The sequence below is a fragment of the Variovorax sp. VRV01 genome, assembly GCF_014852545.1.
Taxonomy (GTDB): domain Bacteria; phylum Pseudomonadota; class Gammaproteobacteria; order Burkholderiales; family Burkholderiaceae_C; genus Variovorax; species Variovorax beijingensis_A.
Genome location: NZ_JACVBS010000006.1, coordinates 80205 through 103491 on the forward strand (window position 1 = coordinate 80205; position 23287 = coordinate 103491).

The following is a 23287-nucleotide window of genomic DNA, read 5'->3' on the forward strand; positions in this document are numbered from 1 at the left end:
CAACGAAAGGATCAGCGCGCGGCGGCGCGCGTCACCGCATCGATGGAAGCCGCGAGGCGGGCCGCGATGTCCTGCAGCTGCTGCCGCGTGGCAATGAAGGGCGGCGCGAGCAGCACGTGGTCGCCCTGCCGGCCATCGACCGTGCCGCCGAAGGGGTAGCACAGCAGGCCGCGCGCCATGGCTTCCTTCTTGACCAGCGCATGGACCTTCAGCGCTGGATCGAACGGTGCCTTGCTCGCGCGGTCGGCCACCAGCTCGATGCCCCAGAAGAAGCCGCGGCCGCGGATGTCGCCCACATGCGCGTGGCCGCCGAGCGCCTCGGCCAGCATCGCGCCGAAGGCTGCGCCGTCTTCGCGCACCTTGGCGACCAGGCCGTCGCGCCGGATCACCTGCTGCACCGCGAGCGCCGCCGCGCAGGCCATCGGATGGCCGAGGTAGGTGTGGCCATGCTGGAAGAAGCCGCTGCCCTTCGACATGGCCTCGACGATCCTGCGCTGCGCGAGCACCGCGCCCACCGGCTGGTAGCCGCCGCCCAGGCCCTTGGCGATGGTGATGAGGTCGGGCACCACGCCCTCCTGCTCGCAGGCGTGCAGCGAACCCGTGCGGCCCATGCCGCACATCACCTCGTCGAGGATCAGCAGCACGCCGTATTTGTCGCACACCGCGCGCACCGCCTTGAAGTAGCCCGGCACGGGCGTGAGCACGCCGGCCGTGGCACCGCCCACCGTTTCGGCCACGAAGGCGATCACGCGGTCGGCGCCCTGCGCGAGGATGGCTGCTTCGAGCTCGGCCGCGAGCCGCAGGCCGTACTGCTCGGCGCTCTCATCGGCACGCTGCTCGCGGTACGGATAGCACGGCGCCACATGGGTGGCCAGCACCAGGATGGGCGCGAACGGCTCGCGCCGCCACGCGTTGCCGCCCACGGCCAGCGCGCCCAGTGTGTTGCCGTGGTAGCTCTGGCGGCGCGCGATGAAGTGCGTGCGCTGCGGCCGGCCGGTCTCGACGAAATACTGCCGCGCCATCTTGAGCGCCGCCTCCACCGCCTCGGAGCCGCCGCTCACCAGGTACACGTGGCTCATGCCCTCGGGGGCGGAAGCGACCAGCTCGTCGGCCAGCTGCTCGGCCACTTCGCTGGTGAAGAAACTGGTGTGCGCATACGCCAGCCGGTCGAGCTGCGCATGCATGGCGGCCAGCACCTCGGGGTGCGCGTGGCCGAGCGAAGACACGGCCGCGCCGCCCGAGGCGTCGAGGTATTCGCGCCCTTCGGCATCGCGGATGAACATGCCGCTGGAGCCGGCGGCAACCGGCGGGGTGTGGCGAAGGTGGCGGTGGAAGACGTGCGTCATGGCGGGTGGCTGGCGGATTCGTGTTTGGAACTAACGTTTCCACGATATTGTTATCTGGAACATTTGTTCCGTCAACTGTTCCGTCGTTCCACGTCCGGTACATTCGTTCCAACGACCGCCAGAAGAGAGACACCGCCATGGGCGCCAGAGACCAGATCCGCCAGCGTTTCAACGAACTGAGCCCCGCGCTGCAACAGGTGGCGCGCTATGTGCTCGACCATCCCAACGAGGTGGTGACCGCCTCGATGCGCAGTGTGGGCACGCGCGCGCAGAGCACGCCCGCCACGCTGGTGCGCTTTGCGCAGCACCTGGGCTATGCGGGCTGGCCGCAGCTCAAGGAAGCCTTTGCCGGCGACATGGGCCTGGGCAGCGAAACCTACGGCGGGCGCGCCAAGCAGCTCATCGGCCGCGCGCAGGACCGCAGCCTCACGGCCGAGATGTTCGAGGTGCAGCGCCGCAACCTGGAAGCCACGCACCAGCAGAGCGAGCAGGCGCTGCAAAAGGCCTGCGCGCTGATCGAGAAGGCTCCCGCGGTGCATGCGGCGGGTTTCAGGGCCTGCTTTCCGATCGCGTTCTCGTTCGTCTACGTCTACCGGCTCTTCCGCGCCAGCGTGCACCTGGTCGATGGCCAGGGCGGTTCGCTCGAAATGCAGCAGCGCGCCTTCGCCAAGGGCGACGCACTGGTGGTGGCCAGCTTCATGCCCTACTCGCGCGAGGCGCTGCAGGTGGCCGAGGCGGCCCGGGCCGCCGGCTGCCGCATCGTGGCCATCACCGACAGCGTGGCTTCGCCGCTGTCGCTGCTGGCGGACGAAACGCTGCTCTTCACGATCAACAGCCCCTCGTTCTTTCCCTCGGTGGCGGCTGGCGTGGCCGTGACCGAAGCACTGGTCGAGTTGCTCGCGAGCCGCGCGGGCAAGCCGGTGATCCGGCGCATCGACCAGGCCGAGGCGCAATTGTTCGAGTCGGGCGCCTATCTGGTGGCGCCGGTGGCGCGCGGGGGCTAGGCACAGATCGGATCCGATTGCATGCTGCAGTGCCGCATCGCGGAACCCCGCCGGATCGGCGCGGTCCAACCGCTGTCGCGGTTGTGTGTCGCGACAGGAGGTAATGACCATGAAGCAAGTGAAGCATTGGCAAGATCCGGTCAACGTCGCCCTGGGCGCGTGGCTGATCATCTCGCCTTGGGTCCTGGGCTTCCAGGGCGTCACAGCCGCGATGTGGAGCGCAGTGGCGACGGGTGTCCTGCTGGGCGCCGTGGCGCTGGGCGCAACGCTGGTACCGCGTGCATGGGAAGAGTGGACCGAAGGCGCGCTCGCCATCTGGCTGGCCGTGTCACCCTGGGTGCTCGGCTTTGCCACCGTGGAGAAGGCGATGGTCAACGCGGTGCTCGTGGCTGCGGCCATCCTGGTGCTCGCGCTGTGGGTGCTTGTCACCGACAAGGACTACCTCGGCGGGAGCATGGATCGCCACGCGCATTGAGCGCGCAGGCGATCGCGTCGTGAGAAGCGGCCCCGCGCGCCTGGCGCAGCGGGGCTGAGGGGGACGGGGCAGCCGCCCCTCCCCGGGCAGCTACTTCACTCCGCTCTGCGGAGAAGGGGCAGCCTGCGCCGTCGGCGGCGCGGGCGACAAGGTTTCGCCCGTCCAGCCGGCTTGCCAGCCGCCGCCCAGGGCCTGGATCAGCGCCACCGCGGCGGTCTGGCGATTCACCTGCAACTGCACCAGCGTGCGCCGCGCGCCGAGGGCGGCGGCCTGCGCCGTGACGACCTCGGTGTAGCTCACCTGGGCCGCGCGATAGCGGTTGAGCAGTTGCTGTTCGGTCTTGTCGGCTGCGGCCGAGGCTTCGCGCCGCAGGCCTTCCTGCTGCGCCAGTGCGGCGCCTGCGGTGAGCTGGTCTTCCACCGCCTGGAAGGCGGTGAGCACGGTCTGGCGGTAGCGCGCCACGCTGGCTTCGTGGGCCGCCTTGGCCGAATCGACGCTGGCGCCGATCGCACCCGCATCGAACACCACCTGCGCCACCGACAGGCCCAGCGCCCACAGCGTATTGGATGCGTTGAACAGGTCTTTCACCCGGCTCGCGCTGCTGCCCACCGAGGCGCTGAGGCCGAAGTTGGGGAAGTACGCCGAACGCGCAATGCCGATCTGCGCGTTGGCCGCGGCCACCGCGCGCTCGGCCGCCGCAATGTCCGGCCGGCGCTGCAGCAGCGTGGAAGGCACGCCCGTAGGAATGCCGGGCACCGTGGGCGTCCACTGCGCCGGGGGCAGGCTGAAATCGGCCGGCGCCACGCCCACCAGCATGGCAATGGCATGCTCCAGCGTGGCCCGGGTGCGCTGCAGGCCCACGCGTTCGGCCTGTGCGCTCACGAGTTGGGTCTGCGCCTGCAACACGTCGGTCTGCGCGGCAATGCCGGCCTTGTAGCGGTTGCTCGTGATCTCGAAGGCGCGCTGGTAGCCCTCGATGGTCTGGTCGAGCAGCACGATCTCGGCATCGGCCTCGCGCAGCGAAAAGTAGTTGGTGGCCAGGTCGCCGACGGCCGACAGCCGCGCCGACGCCAGGTCGGCCTCGCTGGCCTGTGCATTGGCCTGCGCGCTGCTCACGGCCTGCCGCAGACGCCCCCACACATCGGGCGCCCAGTCGACGCCCAGCGTCGCCGAAAAGGCATTGGACGCATTGCTGGTGCCGCCGACGTTGCCGCTGCGCCGGCCGCTGCCGTCGAGCGACACCGTGGGAAACAGCGCGGCCCGCTCGCCCCGCACCAGCGCCTGGGCCTGTGCGTAGTTGGCCACGGCCGCGGCGATGTTCTGGTTCGACACCTGCACGCGGGCGGCCAGCTCGTCGAGCGTGGCGTCGCCGAAAAGCTTCCACCATTCGCCGCGGTCGAGCGCATCGGCCGGCGCGGCGGGCAGCCAGCCCTCGGCGGTCTTCTGCTCCTTCCAGCCGGCGGGTGCGGCCGAGGTTGGTACTTCGTAGGCGGGCCCTACGGCGCAGCCGGCCAGCACAGCGGCCAATGCCAGGGCGGACAGCCTGCCGGGCAGATGCGAAAGGATGCGTTGTCGGTGTGTCATGGCAGCTTCATTCATTCTTCCGGGTCTTTCACCACGCGACCGCTTTGCCCGCGGCGGCTGAAACCACGCAGCCCCAGGCCAGGAACACCGCGGAACCGGCTTTGCCGGGCCGCTGGTGTTGCCCCCTTGAGGGGGGAGTCGAGCTACACGAAGTGAGCGAGGGACGGGGGTGGGTCATATGCTTGCGGCGCGGCTCAGGTGCCGTTCGTTGCCCGAGCGCCGGCGCAGCTTGTCGAGCAGCACGTAGACCACCGGCGTCGTCAGCAGCGTGAGCAGCTGGCTCGCGATCAGGCCGCCGATGATCGCCACGCCCAGCGGCTGGCGCAGCTCGGCGCCCTGGCCGAAGCCGATGGCCAGCGGCAGCGCACCCAGCGCGGCGGCCAGCGTGGTCATGAGGATCGGCCGGAAGCGCAAGAGGCAGGCCTCGCGCACCGCTTCCACGGCCGAGATGCCGCGCGCGCGCTCGGCATCGAGCGCAAAGTCGATGATCAGGATCGCGTTCTTCTTCACGATGCCGATCAACAGGAAGAGCCCGATCAGCGCAATGATCGAGAAATCCATGCGGAACAGCAGCAGCGCCAGCACCGCGCCCACACCCGCCGAAGGCAGCGTGGTCAGCACCGTGATCGGATGGATCAGGCTTTCGTAGAGCACGCCGAGCACGATGTAGATCACCACGATCGCCGCCAGGATGAGCGCCAGCTGCTGCCCCTGCGACTGCTGCGCTGCGAGCGCCGTGCCCTGGAAGCTGCCGCGCACGTTGACGGGCATCGCAATGTCGGCCTCGGCCTGCGCGACGATGCGGCGCGCGTCCTGCAGCGTGACGCCTTCGCCCAGGTTGAACGAGACGGTGCTCGCAAGCTCGGTGTCCTGGTGGTCGATGGAGCTCGGCACCGCGCGCTCGCTGACCTTGGCAATGGCCGAGAGCGGCACCATCAGCGTGGTGTTGGCCGCCAGCGCCTGGCCGGTGGAAGCGGTGCGCAGGCCGGGGTTGGCCGAGGTGGTGGTCGAGGTGCCGGTGCTCGCGTCGGTGGTGTTGGCGAGCGAGCTCACCGTGGTGGCGCCACTCGCGCTGGTGCTGGTGGTGAGCGTCGAAGGCACGTACAGGTCCTTCAGCACCACGGGCGCGCGCTGGTAGCGCGGCGCCCATTCCATGATCACCGAATACTGGTTGAGCTCGTCGTAGATGGTGGCGACCGAGCGCTGGCCGTAGGCGTTGTAGAGCGCGTTGTCGACCGCACCCGAGGTCACGCCAAGGCGCGCGGCGCTGTCGCGGTCGACGTCGACGTAGGTCTCCACGCCGTTGTCGGCCTGGTCGCTGTCGACGTCGGTCAGCGCGGTTTCCTGGCGCAGCCGGTCGGCCAGCTTGGCGGTCCAGGTGCGCAGGTCGGCCAGGTTGTCGCCCTTGAGCGTGTACTGGTAGGTGGAGTTGCTCGAGCGCCCGCCCATGCGCAGGTCCTGCACCGGGCTCAGGAACACGCGCAGGCCGGTGAGCTGGTTGAGCTGCGGCCGCAGCCGGTTGATGACCGCGGCGGTCTTCTCGGTGCGCTGCGACAGCGGCTTCAGGTTGACGAACATGAAGCCGCCGCCCGAGCGGCTGCCGCCCGCGAAGCCCACCACGGTGTCCACGGCCGGGTCCTTGTGGATGATGTCGACCGCCTGGCGCAGCTTTTCGCTCAGCGCCAGCGACGAAATGCTCTGGTCCGCACGCAGGCCCGCATTGAGCTGGCCGTTGTCCTGCTCGGGGAAGTAGCCCTTGGGAATGGCGGAGAACAGGTACACGTTGAGCCCGATGACCGCCAGCAGCACTACCATGACCACGGTCTTGCTCGCGAGCGCCCAGTCCAGGCTGTGGGCGTAGGTGCGCAGGCTCCACTGGTACACGCTCTCCGCCATGCGCGCCAGGCGCCCCGGCGGCCTGGCGCCAGGCTCCTCGGCCCGCAGCAGCATGGCGCACAGCATGGGCGTGGTGGTGAGCGAAATGACCAGCGAGATCAGCACCGCCACCGACAGCGTGACCGCGAATTCGCGGAACAGCCGGCCGATCTGCCCATCCATGAACAGCAGCGGAATGAACACCGCCACCAGCGAAAGGCTGATCGACAGCACGGTGAAACCGACCTCGCGCGCGCCGCGCAGGGCCGCCTCGATGCGGCCCATGCCGGCCTCGATGTGGCGGCTGGTGTTCTCCAGCACCACGATGGCGTCGTCCACCACGAAGCCGGTGGCCACGGTGAGCGCCATCAGGCTCAGGTTGTTGAGGCTGTAGCCCAGCAGGTGCATCACGCCGAAGGTGCCGAGCAGCGACACCACCGTGGCCACCGCCGGAATGATGGTGGCGCGCGCCCGGCGCAGGAAAAGGCCGACCACCAGCACCACCAGCGCGATGGAGATCATGAGCGTGGCCTCGATCTCGCGCAGCGACGCGCGGATGGAGTTGGTGCGGTCGGAGGCCACCTGCACCTCGATGTCCTGCGGCAGCTGCGCGCGCAGTTCGGGCAGCAGCTCGCGCACGCCGTCCACGGTGTCGATGATGTTGGCGCCCGGTTCCTGCGTGACCAGCACGATCACCGCGGGCTGGCCGTTGAAGAGGCCCAGGGTGCGCGTGTTCTCCACGCTGTCGATCACCCGCGCGACGTCGCCCAGCCGCACCGCCGAGCCGTTGCGCCAGGCGATCACCATGTCGCGGTACTCCACGGCATGGCGGCCCGGCGAGGGCGTGTAGATCTGCAGCCGGCGCTCGTCGTTCTCGATGGCGCCCTTGGGCCGGTTGGCGTTGTTGGCCTGGATGGCGGCGCGCACGTCCTCGCTGCTGATGCCGAAGCGGTTGAGCGAGAAAGGCTCCAGCTCCACCCGCACGGCCGGCAGCGAGCCGCCACCGATCTCGACCTCGCCCACGCCCTCCACCTGCGAGAGCTTCTGGCTCACGATGTTGGACACGGCCTCGTAGATCTGGCCCGGCGTGCGCGTCCTGGACGTGAGCGCCAGGATCGCGATGGGCGCGGCGGTCGGGTTGCGCTTGCGGTAGATCGGGTTGCTGCGCAGGGTGGCCGGCAGGTCGGCCCGCGCCGCGTTGATGGCTGCCTGCACCTCGCGCGCGGCGCTGTCGATGTTGCGCTTGAGATCGAACTGCAGGCTGATGCGGGTCGAGCCGTTCGAACTGGTCGAGGTGAGTTCGTTGACACCCGCGATCACGCCGAGGCGGCGCTCCAGCGGCGTGGCCACGCTCGAGGCCATGGTGCTCGGGCTCGCCCCCGAGAGGCTGGCCGTGACCGAGATGGTGGGAAAGTCGACCTGCGGCAGCGGCGACACAGGCAGCACGAAGAACGCCGCGATCCCGGCCAGCGCAATGCCGATGGTCAGCAGCACCGTCGCGATCGGGCGTTCGACGAAAGGCCTGGACAGGTTCATGCGGCCGCGGCCTCCCGCTTGCGTCCGAACCGGCGGCCCAGCCGGTCGAAGGCCAGGTAGACCACCGGCGTGGTGAACAGCGTGAGCACCTGGCTCACCACCAGGCCGCCGAAGATGGCCAGGCCCAGCGGCCGCCGCAGCTCGGCGCCCTCGCCCCAGCCGAACATCAGCGGCAGCGCCGCAAAAAGCGCCGCCAGCGTGGTCATCAGGATCGGCCGGAAGCGCAGCAGCGCCGCCTGGTGGATGGCTTCGTGCGGCGACTTGCCCTCGCGCCGCTCGGCGTCGATGGCAAAGTCGATCATCATGATCGCGTTCTTCTTGACGATGCCGATCAGCAGGATGATGCCGATGATGCCGATCACGCCCAGGTCGTTGCCCGTGACCATCAAGGCCAGCAGCGCACCCACGCCGGCGGAGGGCAGCGTCGAGAGAATCGTCAGCGGATGGATGTAGCTCTCATACAGCACGCCCAGCACGATGTACACGCACACCACCGCCGCCAGGATCAGCCACAGCTGGTTGGACAGCGATTTCTCGTAGGCCCCCGCCGCACCCAGGAAGGTCATGGTCATGCTCGCGGGCATGCCGATCTCCCTGGCCGCCGCGCGAATGGCCGCCACCGACTTTCCGAGCGCCACGTTGTCGGCCGTGTCGAAACCCACGGTGGCGGCCGGATACTGCGCCACATGCGTCACCTGCAGCGGCGCGGCCTGCTCGCGCACCGTGGCAATCGACGACAGCGTGGTGGCGCCGCCGCTGCCGGTGCGCAGTTGCAGGTTGCCCAGCAGCTGCGGCGAAGCCAGGGCCTCGCGCTGCGCTTCGAGGATCACGCGGTACTGGTTGGTCTCGGTGAAGATGGTCGAGACGATGCGCTGGCCGAACGCGCTGTAGAGCGTGTCGTCCACCGAACTGGCCGTGACCGAGAGGCGCGAGGCCGTGTTGCGGTCGATGTCCACGTAGGCGGCCAGTCCCTTCGCGCCTGCGTTGGTGGTGGGGTTGCGCACCAGCGGTTCGGTGCGCAGGCGCTCCACCAGCTTCTGCGCCCAGGCATCGACGGTGTTGGTGTCCACCCCTTCGAGCGAGACGCGGAATTCGGTCGGGCCGGTCTCGGCGTCGATGGTCAGGTCCTGCGTGGGCTGCAGGTACAGCGTCACGCCGGCCACGGCCCGCACGCGCTCGCGCAGGCGCTGCATCGTGGCTTCCTGGTTGCCGCGGTCGGCGCGCATGTTGATGAGCATGCTGCCGGTGTTCAGCGCCGTGTTGTTGGCCGCATCCACGCCCACCACCGAGCTCACGCTGGCCACCTCGGGGTCGGCCAGGATCGCGTTGGCTGTCTGCTGCTGCAGCTCGGCCATGCGCGTGTACGACACATCCTGCGCGGCCTCGATGCGCGCCTGCAGCTGCCCGGTGTCCTGGGTCGGGAACAGCCCCTTCGGAATCACCACGTAGAGCAGCACGGTCAGCGCCAGCGTGGCCACCGCCACGATGAGTGTCAGCGGCTGGTGGCGCAACACCCATTGCAGCCACACGTCGTAGCGGGCAATCACACCATCGAAGAAGCGCTGCACGCTGGCACCGAAGCGCCCGCCCTCCTCCGCCTGCGGCCTGAGCCAGCGCGCCGACATCATCGGCACCAGCGTGAGCGACACCACCGCGGAAATCAGGATGGTGATGGCCAAGGTGACCGCGAACTCGCGGAACAGCCGCCCCACCACATCGCCCATGAACAAGAGCGGAATCAGCACCGCGATGAGCGACACCGTGAGAGAGATGATGGTGAAGCCGATCTGCGTGGCCCCCTTGAGCGCCGCCTTGAACGGCGGATCGCCCTCCTCCAGGTAGCGCGCGATGTTCTCGATCATCACGATCGCGTCGTCCACCACGAAGCCGGTGGCAATGGTCAGCGCCATCAGGCTCAGGTTGTTGAGGCTGTAGCCCAGCAGGTACATCAGCCCGCAGGTGCCCACGAGCGAGATCGGCACCGCCAGGCTGGCAATCACCGTGGCGCGCACGCTGTGCAGGAAGAAGAAGATCACCAGCACCACCATCACCACGGCCAGCCCGAGCTCGAGCTGCACGTGCGAGACCGAGGCCCGGATGCCGGTGGTGCGGTCGCTCAGCACCTCCACCTTGAGCGAGCCCGGCAGCGAGGCCTGCAGCTCGGGCAGCTGCTTCTTGATGGCATCGACCGTGCCGATCACATTGGCGCCCGGTTGCCGCTGCACATTCAGGATGATGGCCGGGTAGAGCACAGGCCGCTGTTCTCCCGCGCGCAATGCGGCCCAGGCGCCCAGCTGCGTGTTCTCGGCGCCGTCGACCACGCGCGCCACGTCGGTCATGCGCACCGGCGCGCCGTTCTTCCACGCGACGATCAGGTTCTTGTAGTCGTCCGCCGTCACGAGCTGGTCGTTGGCATTGATGGTGTAGGCCCGACGAGGTCCGTCGAAGCTGCCCTTGGCGCTGTTGGCATTGGCCGCGCTGATCGCGCTGCGCAGCGTGTCCAGCCCGATGCCCACCGACGCGAGCGCGTTGGTGTCGGCCTGGATGCGCACCGCCGGCCGCTGTCCGCCCGAAAGCGACACCAGCCCCACGCCGCTGACCTGGCTGATCTTCTGCGCGAGCCGCGTGTTCACGAGGTTCTGCACCTCGGTGAGCGGCATGGTCTGGGAGCTCACGGCCAGCGTGAGGATGGGTGCGTCGGCCGGGTTCACCTTGGCGTACACGGGCGGCGCCGGCAGGTCGGCCGGCAGCAGCGACCCGCCGGCATTGATGGCGGCCTGCACCTGCTGCTCGGCCACGTCCAGCGTCTGGTCGAGCGCGAACTGCAGCGTGACGATCGACACGCCTGCCGAGCTCACCGAGCTCATGCGGTTGAGCCCCGCCATCTGGCCGAACTGGCGCTCGAGCGGAGCCGTGACGGTGCGGCTCATGACCTCGGGGCTGGCGCCGGGGTAGAGGGTCTGCACCTGGATGGTCGGGTAGTCGACCTGCGGCAGCGCGGCCAGCGGCAAGAGCCGCAGGCCCACCAGGCCGGCCAGCACGATGGCCACCATCAGCAGCGCCGTGGCCACCGGCCGTTCGATGAAGGGGCGGGAGGGGCTCATCGCGAACGCGCTCGCTTGTTCCGGGGGTTGTTGTGGCGGCTGCTCTTCATCATTGCGGCGGACGCTGGCGCCGCCGCTCTCCACCGCCTTCGCCGCGCTGTCCGCGCGGGCCCGAGGCCGCACCGCGCGGCCCGGAAGCGCCGCCGCGCGGGCCTGCCGCGGGCCGGTCGCCCTGCAGCTGCACGACCGCGCCGTCCTTGATGCGGTCGCCGCCCTCGGTCACCACGTTCTCGCCGGCCTTCAGGCCCGAGGTGATGGCCACCACCTCGACGTTGGCCTCGCCGCGCTTCACCGCGCGCATCGACACCGTGCGGTCCTCGTTGATCACATAGACGTAGTCGCCATTGGGGCCGGTGCGCACCGCCGTCACCGGCACCACCACCGCGCGCACCTTGCGCAGCAGCATCTGCACGTTGACGAACTGGCTCGGGAACAGCGTGGTCTGCGCATTGCCGAAGCGCGCCTTGGCCTTCACCGTGCCGGTGGTGGTGTCGACCACGTTGTCGAGCGTAGAGAAGGTGCCCGTGTCGAGCGTTGCCGCGCGGGTGCGGTCGAAGGCGGTGACCGGCAGCGGCTCGCCCTTGGCAAGCTGCGCCTGGATGTCGGGCACGCGGTCCTGCGGCATCGAGAACTGCACGTCGATCGGGTTCATCTGCGTGATGACCGCGATGCCGGTGGCCGCGTTGGCCGTCACGGTGTTGCCCGCATCCACAGCGCGCAGGCCGATGCGGCCGGCCACCGGCGCTGTGATGCGGGTGTAGTCGAGGTTCAGCTTGGCGGCGGCCTCGGCCGCCAGGTCGGTGGTGACCGTGCCTTCGAGCTGGCGGACCAGCGCGGCCTGGGTGTCGACGTCCTGCCGGGCGATGGAGTCCTGTCCCAGCAGGGTGCGGTAGCGCGCCAGCGTGACGCGCGCGGCATCGAGCTGCGCCTCGTCGCGCTGGCGCGTGCCGCGGGCCTGCATCAGCGCCTGCTCGTAGGGCCGCGGATCGATGCGGGCGAGCAGCTGGTTCTTTGCCACGGTCTGCCCTTCCGTGAACAGCACTTCGGTCAGCACGCCGCCGACCTGCGCCTTGAGCGTGATGGTCGCGAGCGGCGTGACCGTGCCGAGCGCATCGATGGTCACCGGCAATTCGATCTCGCGCGCCGCCGCATGGCCCACCGTGACGGTCGCGCCGCCGAAGCCCGGTCCGCCGGCAGGGCTGCCCTTGCGGTTGATCAGATACCAGGCGCCGCCCCCCAGCACCAGCAGCAGCACCAGCGCAATCAGGCTGCCGAGCCAGAGCCTGCGGCGCGAGGGTGGCCGTGCAGGCGGGGACGAAGAAGGTGGGGTTGCCGGTTGGACAGCAGGCGAATCGCCGGAAGAAGGCTCGGAGTTCGGTGATTCCATGGGGTGTGGCAGTGCGCAAGTACAGCCGCTAGTGGAGCGCCGCATCGTAGCGCGCCTGTCTTATGAACCGTAAAGCGCCGGTAAAGCTGCGGACAAGGGCTGCATTTCGCGCCGGTTCGCCGCAGCTCGCGCCGCCGCTCCGCATTTCGTCGCAGGAGCCTGGCGGCGGCGCGGGGGCGCCGGCACAGTCCGCTCCATCGAATCGTCTTTTCAACCGGAGAAACGCCATGCTGCTGCAAATCATTCTTCACACCCCGAAGTGGGTCTTCGCCGTTTTCGTGCTGCTCCTGTGGCTTGGCTGCAAGCAGCTGATGTCCGGCAGCGTCAGCCTGGCCAAGGTCACGCTGATGCCGATTGCCATGACCGGCCTTTCGCTGGCCGGCGTGATCTCGGCCTTCGGCGATTCGCCCGGCGCCCTGCTCGGCTGGGCCGTGGCGGCGGCCGCCCTGGTGCTGGTGGTGTTGCAGCAGCCGCTGCCCGCCAGCACGCGCTACGACCGGGCCACCCGCGAATTCCATCTGGCCGGCAGCGTGGTGCCGCTGCTGCTGATGATGGGCATCTTCTTCACCAAGTACGCGGTGGGCGTGGCCTTGGCCATGCGCCCCGAGCTGCGGCAGCAGGCCGGCTTCAGCGTCGCCGTTCCCATGGTGTACGGCGCCTTCAGTGGCGTGTTCGCGGCGCGGGCGGTGCGGCTGTGGAAGTTGGCGATCCGTAGCGACGCCATGGCCGTGGCCGCCCGCGCAGCCTAAGATCGCCGCCGGCCACACTCCAGGAACCGCCATGACAGTGCTCTTTCTGATCCTCAAGATTGCCGTCTCGGTGGTGCTGGCCGCCTCCATCGCAGAGGCGCTGGTGCTGTCGTGGCGCAATGGATGGCGCAGCTACGACTGGAAGGCCGCCGGCGTTTCGGTGGTCGACTTCCTGGTGCGCGAGTACCCGCTGCGCTGGCTGCTGCCGCTCGCCTTCTGGACCGGGGCCATGGACTGGTTCTGGAACCACCGCCTCTTCACGCTGCCCATGGGCCACTGGAGCGGCTGGGTCGCCTGCTTCATCGGCCAGGAGTTCTGCTACTACTGGTACCACCGCGCGGCTCACCGGGTGCGCTGGTTCTGGTGCACGCATGCCATCCATCATTCGCCGAACCAGCTCAACCTGTCGGCCGCCTACCGTTTCGGCTGGACGGGCAAGCTCACCGGCACGCTCGCCTTCTTCATGCTCGCGCCGCTTTTGGGCATGCCGCCAAAGGTGATCCTGCTGATGCTCACGCTGAACCTGCTGTACCAGTTCTGGATCCACGCGGCCTGGATTCCGAAGCTCGGCCCGCTGGAATGGGTGCTCAACACGCCATCGGCCCACCGCGTGCACCATGCCTCGAACCTCGAGTACCTGGACGGCAACTACGGCGGCGTGCTGATCGTGTTCGACCGCCTGTTCGGCACCTACATTCCGGAGCGCGCCGACCTGCCCTGCCGCTATGGGCTGGTGAGGCCGATCACCTCCAACAACCTCTTCGAGATCGAGTTCACCCACTGGCGGGCGCTGCTGCGCGACCTGCGCTCGGCGCGCTCGGTGCGGGCTTTCGCCGGCTACCTGCTCAAGCCGCCGGGCTGGCGCCCCGACGGGCCGGGCGAGACGACCGAGGAAATGCGGCGGCGGGCTGCGCTGCAGCCGCCATCATCACCGTCATCAACCGCCGCCACTCTCATTCCCGTCCAGTTCAAGGAGCTGTCATGAACCCCGTTGCATCCCGTTCGGATTCGTCTCTTCCCGACATCGAAAAGCTCGCCCGCCGCCGCGCCGGCGCCAAGATGGGCTGGTACATCCACGCCTTCGTCTATGTGCTGGTGAACCTCGCTCTGGTGGCGCTCTCCGCATCGCGCGGCCACACCTGGGCCGTGTATCCGCTCATGGGCTGGGGCCTGGGCCTCTTGATCCACGGCGCCGTGATCTGGTTCGTTGCGCCCGGCGGCAGCTTCCATGACCGGCTGGTGGAGCGCGAACGGCGGGCGCTGCGCTCCGGAACGCGCGGATGAGTGCCGAAGCGCTCCCCCGTTTCCGCGCGGAGAATGTCCGGGGCATGCTGCGGCATGGCCTGATCACTGTCGTGTTCTGCTGCTTCATTGCCGCCGCGCTGGCCATCACGCAGCACGGGAACTGGGATGCGCAGATGGTGTATTCGCTGTCGATCGGGCTGATCAGCTGGCTCTTCATCGACGTGGGCCGGCTGCTGATCAGCGGCCACCGGGAGATCCTCTGGCCGTCCGGCCCCTGGGGTTATCTGCTGGTGGCGGGCGGCGTGACTGTGGGCTTCCTCGGGGGCAACGCCATCGGCGACGCGTGGACCCACCAGCCCCTGCTCGACTTCGGCAGCTTCACGGAACGCAAGCTCGCAACCACGATCGTCATCACCGTGACGGCCACCGTCTGCATGTGCTTCTTCTTCTACAGCCTGGGCCGGAGCAAGCACCTGCGCAGCCAGATCGAGCTGGCGCAGCGCAACGCCACCGAGGCGCGGCTCAAGCTGCTCGAGACCCAGCTCGAGCCGCACATGCTGTTCAACACGCTGGCCAACCTGCGCGTGCTGATCACCACCGATCCGCCGCGCGCCGTGGCCATGCTCGACCGCCTCAACAACTACCTGCGCATGACGCTCAGCGGCTCGCGCGCACTTGCGCATCCGCTCGCGGCCGAGTTCGAACGGCTGGCCGACTACCTCGAGCTGATGTCCGTGCGCATGGGCGAGCGCCTGCGCTACACGCTCGATCTGCCCGCCGAACTGCGCGACGCGCCGGTGCCGCCGCTGCTGCTGCAGCCGCTGGTCGAAAACAGCATCCGCCACGGGCTCGAACCCAAGGTCGAAGGCGGTGCGATCGATGTGCGTGCGCGGCAGCTCGACGGCCGGTTGATCATCGAAGTGCGCGATACCGGCGTCGGCCTCGATGCAGCGCAAACTTCCGAAGGCAGCGGCTTCGGGCTCGAGCAGGTGCGCGAACGGCTTGCCACCGTGTATGGCGACCAGGGCCGCATGAACCTGGCCGCCGGGCCTTCGGGCGGAACCCTTGCCACACTCAGCTTTCCATTGCAGCCCCGTCCATGAATCCCACCGCCCTCATCGCCGAAGACGAACCGCTGCTCGCCCAGGCCCTCAAGGCCGAACTCGGCGCCGCATGGCCCGGACTGCAGGTGCTCGCCACCACGGGCGACGGCCGCAGCGCCGTGCAGGAGGCGCTGCGCCTGCTGCCACAGGTGCTGTTCTTCGACATCCGCATGCCGGGCCTCGACGGCCTGGGCGCCGCCGCCGAGCTGGCCGACCGCTGGCCCGTGGACGAGGCGCCCATGCCGCAGCTGGTCTTCGTGACTGCGTACGACGAATATGCCGCCCGCGCCTTCGAAACCCAGGCCATCGACTACGTGCTCAAGCCCGTGCAGCCCGAGCGTTTGCGCAAGACCGTGCTGCGGCTTCAGCAGGCGCTGGCTGCGCAGCAGCAGGCAAAGCCAGCGCCCGCCGCCGCCGACGAGGCGCTCGAGCGCACGCTTGCGCAATGGCGCGAGGTGCTTGCCGCCGCAGCAGGCAACGGCGCGTCGGCGCCGCCCGCCACTTCCACCGCCCTGCTGAAGATGATCGCCGCCAGCGACGCCGGCGGCAGCACCGTGCGCATGGTTCCGATCGAAGAGGTGCTGTATTTCGAGGCCGCCGACAAATACATCCGCGTGCTGACCGCCGCGCACGAATACCTGATCCGCACGCCGCTCAAGCAGTTGCTGACCCAGCTCGATCCCGAAACCTTCTGGCAGGTGCATCGCGCGGTGGTGGTGCGCAGTTCGGCCATCGAGGCCGTGCACCGCGACGAGGCCGGCAAGCTGCACCTCGACCTGCGCGGCCGGCCCGAAAAAATCCCTGTCAGCCGGCTCTACGGCCACCTGTTTCGCGCCATGTGAAATGGCGGGCACGGCGCGGGCGCATAAAAAAAGCCGACCCCGGAAGGTCGGCCTTTCTTATTGGGCGGATGTTTGCCGCCTGCGGAACCGCTCAACGCCAGTGGCGATGGCCGTGGTAGTAGCCACGCGGACCGTAGTAGCGCGGCGGTCCGTAGTAAGCCGGCGGCGCGTAGTACACCGGGGCCGGACGGTAATAGACCGGCGGCGGCGGACGGTAGTACACGGGCGGCGGCGGTGCGTAGTACACCGGCGCAGGGGCCGCATAGACCGGGGCCGGGTAGTAGGCCGGAGCGCCCACGCCCACGGCAACTCCTGGCAGACCCACGCCGATCGACCAGCTCACGTCGCCACGGGCACTGGCCGAGGTGGCCGCAAACAATGCACCGGCTGCCACGGCACCCGCGGCGGCCCATTTGAAGAAGGTTGAACGTGTGAGGCTCATGATGTTGGACTCCTTGTTGGGGCGTTTCCCGCCCATGTGTGTATTGAACGCGCCAAATGCAAAGCGGTTGCCCGCCGCAATGTGAAGAACGTAGCCAAAGGTAACTGGCAGGGGGTGCGTTCTAGAATGCCGCAATGACCTCCCCGACCGACAAAGACAGCGCAAAAACAGCCGCTGCACCGAGCAATTTCCTGCGCCACGTGATCGAAAACGACCTTGCGCAGGGGGCCTATTCTGGCCGCAAATGGGGTGGCTCGCCCGGCGACGCCGCCCATCACGCCCAGGGCATGGCCGACCCGGCCAGGGTGCGCATGCGCTTTCCGCCCGAGCCCAACGGCTACCTGCACATCGGCCATGCCAAGAGCATCTGGCTGAATTTCGAACTGGCCAGGGAATACGGCGGCGTCTGCCACCTGCGCTTCGACGACACCAACCCCGAGAAGGAAGAGCAGGAATACGTCGACTCCATCCGCGATGCCGTCCGGTGGCTCGGCTACGAAACCTTCCTGGCCGACCGCCCGAGCGCCCCGGGCACCCTGCAGCCGCATGAATACTTCGCGAGCGACTACTTCGACTTCATGTACCGCGCCGCCGAATACCTGATCGGCGCGGGCCTGGCCTACGTGGACGAGCAAAGCGCCGAGGAAATCCGCGCCAACCGCGGCGACTTCAACACGCCCGGCACCGACAGCCCGTTCCGCAGCCGCAGCGTGGAAGAAAACCTCGCCCGCTTCCGCGCCATGCAGGCCGGCCAGCTGCCCGACGGCGCCGCCATCCTGCGCGCGAAGATCGACATGGCGAGCCCCAACATCAATATGCGCGACCCCGCGCTCTACCGCATCCGCCGGGCCACCCACCACAACACCGGCGACAAGTGGTGCATCTACCCGATGTACACCTTTGCGCACCCCATCGAGGACGCGCTCGAGCAGATCACCCATTCCATCTGCACGCTGGAATTCGAAGACCAGCGCCCCTTCTACGACTGGCTGCTCGACCGCCTGGCCGAAGGCGGCCTGATCGCCAGCCCGCATCCGCGCCAGTACGAGTTCGCGCGCCTCAACGTCACCCACGTGCTCACCAGCAAGCGCAAGCTGCGCCAGCTGGTCGAGGAAAAGCACGTCGACGGCTGGGACGACCCGCGCATGCCCACCCTCGCGGGCCTGCGCCGCCGCGGCTACACGCCCGAGGCGCTGCGCCTGTTCTGCGAACGCAGCGGCACCACCAAGTCCGGCGGCTGGATCGACTACGCGAGCCTGGAAGCCGCGCTGCGCGACACCCTCGACCCCATCGCGCCGCGCGCCATGGCCGTGCTCGACCCGGTCAAGCTGGTGATCACCAACTGGGGCGAACTGATGGGCGGCGACGAGGTGCTCGACGACTGCTCCGCCCCTGTGCATCCGCACCACCCCGAGATGGGCAAGCGCGAGTTCAAGCTCGGCCGCGAGGTCTGGATCGAAAGCACCGACTACGAGGACGTGCAGCCCAAAGGGTTCTTCCGCCTCTTCCCCGGCAACAAGGTGCGGCTGAAGTACGGCCACGTCATCGAATGCACCGGCGCCACGCGCGATGCCAACGGCAAGCTCGTCGAAGTGCAGGCCACGCTGGTGCCCGACACCAAGAGCGGCACGCCCGGCGCGGACGCCATCAAGGTGAAGGGCAACATCACCTGGGTGGCCGCGGCCGATGCGGTCGAGGCCGAGGTGCGGCTCTACGAGCGCCTGTTCGCGGCGGCCAATCCCGGCAGCGGCGATCTGCTCGACGAACTCAACAAGGCGAGCCTGGAGGTTTGCTCCGCGTACGTCGAACCGTCGCTGGCCAAGGCGCAGGACGGTGTGGCGTTCCAGTTCGAGCGGCACGGGTACTTCGTGCTCGATGCGAAGGCAAGTGCCGATGGCAAGCGCGTGTTCAATCGCGCTGCGGGCATGCGGGACAGCTGGGGCAAGTAGCCGCCCTCTGTCTGCACAAAGCCGGCGGCCGCGATGGCGCCGGCTTTTTTGTCATTCATTCGTGCCGTTTGTAGACCACGCCCAGCACCGCGCTGTTTTCATCCGTCGTGCACAGCGCCGGCCGCCCCTGCGCGCCGATCTTCAGGTTGACCGTGTAGACGCCGTCGCGCGGCGTCGTGCCTTTGTCCGCAATGACGCTCGACGCCGGCACGCGAAATTCGCGCGCGGCCGCGGCCACGCAGTTCCTGATGCTCGCCTCGGGCGCGCCGCCTACACGGATCGCGGTGCTGTTGCACCCGGCGGCCACGGCGGCCGCGCTTACCATCAAGACCCATCGGCCCAGTGCTCGGATGTTCATTTCCGGTCCCCTTGTGTTCGCTGCGCCCTTGTTTGTTCGCTTCGCAAGCCTTGAGTTCAACGCCATGCATCCCTCGCTTCCCGATTCCCGCTCGACCGGCCTCGACCGCCGCTGCGCCCTGCTCGGCACCTTCGGCCTCATGGCATTGGCCTCGACGCACGCCGGTGCGGCTCCCTCGCCCCGAAAGAAGCCGCCGGAGGTCTGGCCGCATGCATCCCAGGTACCGGGCGGCGTGGCCCGCCTGTCGCTCGGTCCGGCGGCCCGGCGCCCGAAGGCCTTCTCCGGCGACGTGCCGTTGCTGGTGGTGGGTGATGCCATCGAGTGGACCGCACTGGTGGGCATTCCGCTCGCGGCCGTTCCGGGCGAGGCGAGCATCGCCGTACGGTACGAGGGCGGCAATGAAAAGCAGATCGCCTACACGGTGAGCCCCAAGCAATACCGCGAGCAGCGCCTGACGGTGCCGCCGCGCACCGTCGACCTGTCGCCCGAGGACGAGGCACGCTACGAACGCGAACGCGCGCACCTGGCCGCCGTGATGGCCACCTTCACCGATCTGCGGCCCGATGCCTCGCTGCAGATGCGCGTCCCCGTGCCGGGCCGCCGTTCCAGTTCGTTCGGCCTGCGCCGCGTGTTCAACGGCCAGTCGCGCAATCCGCACAGCGGCATGGACATCGCGGCCGGCACCGGCACGCCCGTGCTGGCGCCGCTGCCGGGACGCGTGATCGACACCGGCGACTATTTCTTCAACGGCGGCACGGTATGGCTCGACCATGGCGGTGGCCTGCTGACCATGTATTGCCACCTGAGCCGCATCGACACAAAGGTGGGCGATGTGCTGAAGACCGGCGAGCAGCTGGCGGCCGTGGGCGCCACCGGGCGCGTGACGGGGCCGCATCTGCACTGGTCCGTGATGCTGAACCGGGCGATGGTGGATCCGGCGCTGTTTATCGCCGCCTAGACACGGACTGGCCCGCCCGGGTCTGCCAAACGGCTCGCTTCAGATCGGCTTCGTCAGGTACACCGCCTCGCGCCCCACGATCACCCGCTGCGCGGGCATGAAGATCGTGCACTCGTCGCAGGGCGCGCGGATCTCGTCCGGGCCGTTGGTGGCGATCAGCTCGCCCTTGGCAAAGGTCTCGAAGCCGATCAGCGGGCGCACGAACGCGAAGTCTTCCGACTTGATGACGTGGGTCTGCAGCAGTTCGAAGCGGCGCTGCGGGCCGGGTGCCGGCACGGCGGGGTCCTTGTCGATGAGGCCGAAGTGCGCCAAAAAGTCGAGCGAGATGGCGGTGGCCAGTTCGGACGCCGAGCGCAGGAAGTGCTGGCCGCATTCGGCGACCAGCGCCACGCCCTTGCCATCGGGCAGGCCGTGGCGGCCATGCTGGATCAGCGGGGTGCCGGAGCCCAGGCCGTCGGGCATGACCAGGTGCACCGACGGACGGCCGATGGCCAGCGCCGCTTCGGCATTGCGATCGAACGCGGGATACACCCAGAACGGAATCACCGGCTGGCTGGTGGAGTGGATGTCCAGGATGTGGTCGGCCGCGCTCACCACCGGGCGCAGCGCGCGGGCGCGGCGCAGCTCCGGGCTGTCCTCGGTGCCGTCGAGCCATTCGGGCGACCAGATGCGGTTGAGGTTGTGCACCAGCTGGCGGCTGTCGAAAGGCAGCGCCTGGTCGAAGGATTCGTACGCCTCCACGTTGGCAAAGCTCACGGTGAGCGTGCCGATCTTCGGGCGCACCTGGGTGTCGAGCAGGTGCGTGGCGGCGGTCATGCCGCAGATTTCATTGCCGTGCGTGAGCGCGTTGATCAGCACGTGCGGGCCCGGCTTGCCGGACTCGAAGCGGTGCACGTAGTCGATGCCGACGTTGCCCTTGCGGTAGGCGGAGAGGTCGCGCGGGAGGACTTCGAGGGCGGGGGGAGATTGGGTCATGTTGGCGTGGGGTGTGGAACGGAGCGGTCGGGCGAGTTTGCTACAGCGCGCACATTCGTGCTGCTGGCGCGACAACACCTGCCCGCGCCGTTCAACCTTCAGCCGGCTGGCTGTCTATCGCAGCTGCTGGTAATCCACAGGCACCCAGACATAGCCCTTGCCCTCGGCCCGCACATGGCCCAGCCCCGGGAACGGCAGGTGCGCGCTGCCGACCAGGTAGCGCCCCTTGGCCGCATCGGCATAGGCCTTCTTGCGCTCCGCCGCCGCCGGCTTCGAGTCGACGTCGAACGAGATGGTGATCTGCGGCTGCGCGAACTGCACGGCGGCCACGTGCATCAGGTCGCCCCACAGCACCAGCTTCTGGCCCTTGGACTCGACCACGTAGATGTTGTGGCCCGGCGTGTGGCCGTGGGCAGGCACGGCCTTGATGCCGGGCACCAGGTCGGTGCTGCCCTTCATGCCCTTGAACTTGCCGGCCTCCACATACGGGTTCAGCGAGGCCATCGCACCCTGGAAGAAGCCCTTCATCTCGGCGGAGGCCTTCTCCAGGTTGCCCTTGTCCAGCCAGAAGTCGGCGTCTTCCTGGCCGGCGTGGATGGTGGCGTTGGGGAACACCAGCTTGCCGTCCTGCACGAGGCCGCCGACATGGTCGCCGTGCATGTGGGTGATGAGCACGTCGTCGACCTGCTCGGGCTGGTAGCCCGCAGCCTTGAGGTTGGCCTGCAGGCTGCCGAGCGTGGGGCCGAACAGGCCGCCGGCACCGGTGTCGACCAGCACCAGCTTGCTGCCGGTATTGATGAGATAGCCGTTCACCGAGGTGGGCACAGTGTCTTTCTCGAAGCCGCGATCGAGCAGCTTGCCGACCTGTGCCTGCGTGGTGTTGGTGAGCAGCTTCCTGGGCTCCAGGTCGATGGTGCCGTCGAACAGCGCCGTCACCTCGAAGTCGCCGAGCATCGTGCGGTAGAAGCCCGGCGCCTGGGTCTTGACCTGCGGGGCGCCGGCGTAGGCTGCAAACGAAAGCATCAGCATGCTGCCGGCCATTGCGGCAATGCCGCGGCGCAGCCAGCGGGTGGATGTTGTCATGGGTTCTTCTCCTCGGGCGGTTGCAAAGGGCGCCGAGAATAGCCCAAGCCGATCTACCGCGCAGCACTCACCAATTGACCTCCCGCTCCGGCGTCGCCGAGATGTGGTGGATCGACAGGTCGGCGCCGTCGTATTCCTCTTCCTGCGTGAGGCGCAGCCCCAGCGTGGCCTTGAGCGCGCCGTAGACCGCCGCGCCCGCCAGCGCCGCCCATGCCACACCCATCAAGGTGCCGATGAGCTGCGCCCACACGCTCACGCCGCCGATGCCGCCCAGCGCCTGGGTGCCGAAGATGCCCGCCGCGATGCCGCCCCAGGTGCCGCACAGGCCGTGCAGCGGCCAGACGCCGAGCACGTCGTCGATCTTCCACTTGTTCTGCGTGAGCGTGAACATCACCACGAAGATGGCGCCGGCCACGCCACCCACCACCAGCGCGCCCAGCGGATGCATCAGGTCGGAACCCGCGCACACGGCCACCAGCCCGGCGAGCGGGCCGTTGTAGACGAAGCCGGGGTCGTTCTTGCCCAGCGCCAGCGCCACCAGCGTGCCGCCGACCATTGCCATCAGCGAATTGACAGCCACCAGGCCGGAGATCTTGTCGATGCTCTGCGCGCTCATCACGTTGAAGCCGAACCAGCCCACGCACAGCACCCAGGCGCCCAGCGCCAGAAAGGGAATGTTCGAGGGTGGATGCGCGCTCAGCGAGCCGTCGCCGCGGTAGCGGTTGCGGCGCGCGCCCAGCAGCAGCACGGCCGGCAGCGCGAGCCAGCCGCCCACCGCATGCACCACCACCGAACCGGCAAAGTCATGGAACTCGCTGCCCGTGGCCGAGGCGATCCAGGCCTGGATGCCGAAGGCCTTGTTCCAGGCAATGCCCTCGTACAGCGGATAGACAAAACCGACAATGACCGCCGTAGCGATCAATTGCGGCCAGAACTTGGCGCGTTCGGCGATGCCGCCCGAAATGATCGCCGGAATCGCCGCCGCAAAGGTGAGCAGGAAGAAGAACTTCACGAGCTCGTAGCCGCTCCTGGCCGCAAGCTCGGTGGCCCCCACGAAGAAGTGGGTGCCATAGGCCACGCCATAGCCCACGAGAAAGTACACGATGGTCGAGACCGAGAAGTCGACCAGGATCTTGACCAGCGCATTGACCTGGTTCTTCTTGCGCACGGTGCCCAGTTCCAGGAAGGCGAAACCGGCATGCATGGCCAGCACCATGATCGCGCCGAGAAGGATGAACAGCGCGTCTGCGCCCTGTTTGAGTGCGTCCATTG

Annotated in this window: 19 protein-coding genes; 9 read left to right on the forward strand and 10 right to left on the reverse strand. The window is 68.5% G+C overall.

The features are described 5' to 3' along the window. Positions 1–11 precede the first annotated feature (11 nt). Positions 12–1346, reverse strand: coding sequence for an aspartate aminotransferase family protein (locus tag IB278_RS12555; protein WP_192323577.1), 1335 nt, complete (start codon positions 1344–1346; stop codon positions 12–14). A 137-nt stretch (positions 1347–1483) separates the two neighbouring features. Here IB278_RS12555 and IB278_RS12560 point away from each other — a divergent pair, with 137 nt between their 5' ends. After that, complete coding sequence (locus IB278_RS12560; protein WP_192323578.1) at positions 1484–2350, forward strand: MurR/RpiR family transcriptional regulator; 867 nt, start codon at positions 1484–1486, stop codon at positions 2348–2350. A gap of 109 nt (positions 2351–2459) precedes the next feature. After that, on the forward strand, positions 2460–2825 hold the full coding sequence (locus tag IB278_RS12565) for an SPW repeat protein (protein WP_021008268.1): 366 nt from the start codon (positions 2460–2462) through the stop codon (positions 2823–2825). Positions 2826–2915: 90 nt separating this feature from the next. Here IB278_RS12565 and IB278_RS12570 read toward each other — a convergent pair whose 3' ends face one another. The 4 genes from IB278_RS12570 to IB278_RS12585 form a co-directional block, all read right to left on the reverse strand. Further along, positions 2916–4424, reverse strand: coding sequence for an efflux transporter outer membrane subunit (locus tag IB278_RS12570; protein ID WP_192323579.1), 1509 nt, complete (start codon positions 4422–4424; stop codon positions 2916–2918). 159 nt (positions 4425–4583) lie between these two features. Next, positions 4584–7820, reverse strand: coding sequence for an efflux RND transporter permease subunit (locus IB278_RS12575; protein WP_192323580.1), 3237 nt, complete (start codon positions 7818–7820; stop codon positions 4584–4586). Next, complete coding sequence (locus IB278_RS12580; RefSeq protein WP_145746191.1) at positions 7817–10924, reverse strand: efflux RND transporter permease subunit; 3108 nt, start codon at positions 10922–10924, stop codon at positions 7817–7819. Before IB278_RS12580 ends, IB278_RS12575 begins: the two co-directional genes overlap by 4 nt. A 49-nt stretch (positions 10925–10973) precedes the next feature. Next, positions 10974–12311, reverse strand: a complete 1338-nt coding sequence (locus IB278_RS12585; protein WP_145746190.1) for an efflux RND transporter periplasmic adaptor subunit — start codon at positions 12309–12311, stop codon at positions 10974–10976. 227 nt (positions 12312–12538) lie between these two features. On the opposite strand from IB278_RS12585, the gene IB278_RS12590 reads away from it, so the two are divergent. From IB278_RS12590 to IB278_RS12610, 5 genes are read left to right on the forward strand one after another with little or no spacing between them, the layout of a single operon-like run. Further along, on the forward strand, positions 12539–13060 hold the full coding sequence (locus IB278_RS12590) for a DUF6622 family protein (protein ID WP_192323581.1): 522 nt from the start codon (positions 12539–12541) through the stop codon (positions 13058–13060). A gap of 31 nt (positions 13061–13091) precedes the next feature. After that, entirely contained in the window at positions 13092–14045 is a 954-nt protein-coding gene (locus IB278_RS12595) for a sterol desaturase family protein (protein WP_145746188.1), read from the forward strand. Continuing rightward, the gene (locus tag IB278_RS12600) at positions 14042–14344 is read left to right on the forward strand and encodes a 2TM domain-containing protein (RefSeq protein WP_192323582.1); all 303 of its coding nucleotides are present in this window, start codon (positions 14042–14044) and stop codon (positions 14342–14344) included. Before IB278_RS12595 ends, IB278_RS12600 begins: the two co-directional genes overlap by 4 nt. Next, positions 14341–15408: a sensor histidine kinase gene (locus tag IB278_RS12605; RefSeq protein ID WP_192323583.1), complete on the forward strand. Its 1068-nt coding sequence runs from the start codon at positions 14341–14343 to the stop codon at positions 15406–15408. Before IB278_RS12600 ends, IB278_RS12605 begins: the two co-directional genes overlap by 4 nt. Next, positions 15405–16250 (forward strand): LytR/AlgR family response regulator transcription factor, encoded by an 846-nt coding sequence (locus IB278_RS12610; RefSeq protein WP_192323584.1) that lies wholly within the window; start codon positions 15405–15407, stop codon positions 16248–16250. The genes IB278_RS12605 and IB278_RS12610 overlap by 4 nt, the downstream gene beginning before the upstream one ends. A gap of 91 nt (positions 16251–16341) precedes the next feature. On the opposite strand, the gene IB278_RS12615 is transcribed toward IB278_RS12610, so the two are convergent. Continuing rightward, positions 16342–16692 (reverse strand): hypothetical protein, encoded by a 351-nt coding sequence (locus IB278_RS12615; RefSeq protein ID WP_145746184.1) that lies wholly within the window; start codon positions 16690–16692, stop codon positions 16342–16344. A 134-nt stretch (positions 16693–16826) separates the two neighbouring features. Between IB278_RS12615 and IB278_RS12620 the strand changes: the two genes are divergently transcribed. Then, positions 16827–18641 carry a glutamine--tRNA ligase/YqeY domain fusion protein gene (locus IB278_RS12620; RefSeq protein ID WP_145746183.1) on the forward strand — a complete coding sequence of 605 codons (1815 nt, stop codon included), beginning with the start codon at positions 16827–16829 and terminating at the stop codon, positions 18639–18641. A gap of 55 nt (positions 18642–18696) precedes the next feature. Here IB278_RS12620 and IB278_RS12625 read toward each other — a convergent pair whose 3' ends face one another. Beyond that, positions 18697–18999, reverse strand: coding sequence for a hypothetical protein (locus IB278_RS12625; protein ID WP_225612871.1), 303 nt, complete (start codon positions 18997–18999; stop codon positions 18697–18699). A 64-nt stretch (positions 19000–19063) separates the two neighbouring features. On the opposite strand from IB278_RS12625, the gene IB278_RS12630 reads away from it, so the two are divergent. Next, on the forward strand, positions 19064–19957 hold the full coding sequence (locus tag IB278_RS12630; protein WP_192323585.1) for a M23 family metallopeptidase: 894 nt from the start codon (positions 19064–19066) through the stop codon (positions 19955–19957). 39 nt (positions 19958–19996) lie between these two features. Here the strand turns inward: IB278_RS12630 and IB278_RS12635 are convergent, their stop codons facing one another. The 3 genes from IB278_RS12635 to IB278_RS12645 all read right to left on the reverse strand — a co-directional run bounded on the left by IB278_RS12635 (position 19997) and on the right by IB278_RS12645 (position 23285). After that, on the reverse strand, positions 19997–20932 hold the full coding sequence (locus IB278_RS12635) for a succinylglutamate desuccinylase/aspartoacylase family protein (RefSeq protein WP_145746181.1): 936 nt from the start codon (positions 20930–20932) through the stop codon (positions 19997–19999). A gap of 114 nt (positions 20933–21046) precedes the next feature. Beyond that, positions 21047–22015, reverse strand: coding sequence for an MBL fold metallo-hydrolase (locus IB278_RS12640; protein ID WP_145746180.1), 969 nt, complete (start codon positions 22013–22015; stop codon positions 21047–21049). 67 nt (positions 22016–22082) lie between these two features. Continuing rightward, positions 22083–23285, reverse strand: coding sequence for an ammonium transporter (locus IB278_RS12645; RefSeq protein ID WP_145746179.1), 1203 nt, complete (start codon positions 23283–23285; stop codon positions 22083–22085). Positions 23286–23287: the final 2 nt, after the last annotated feature.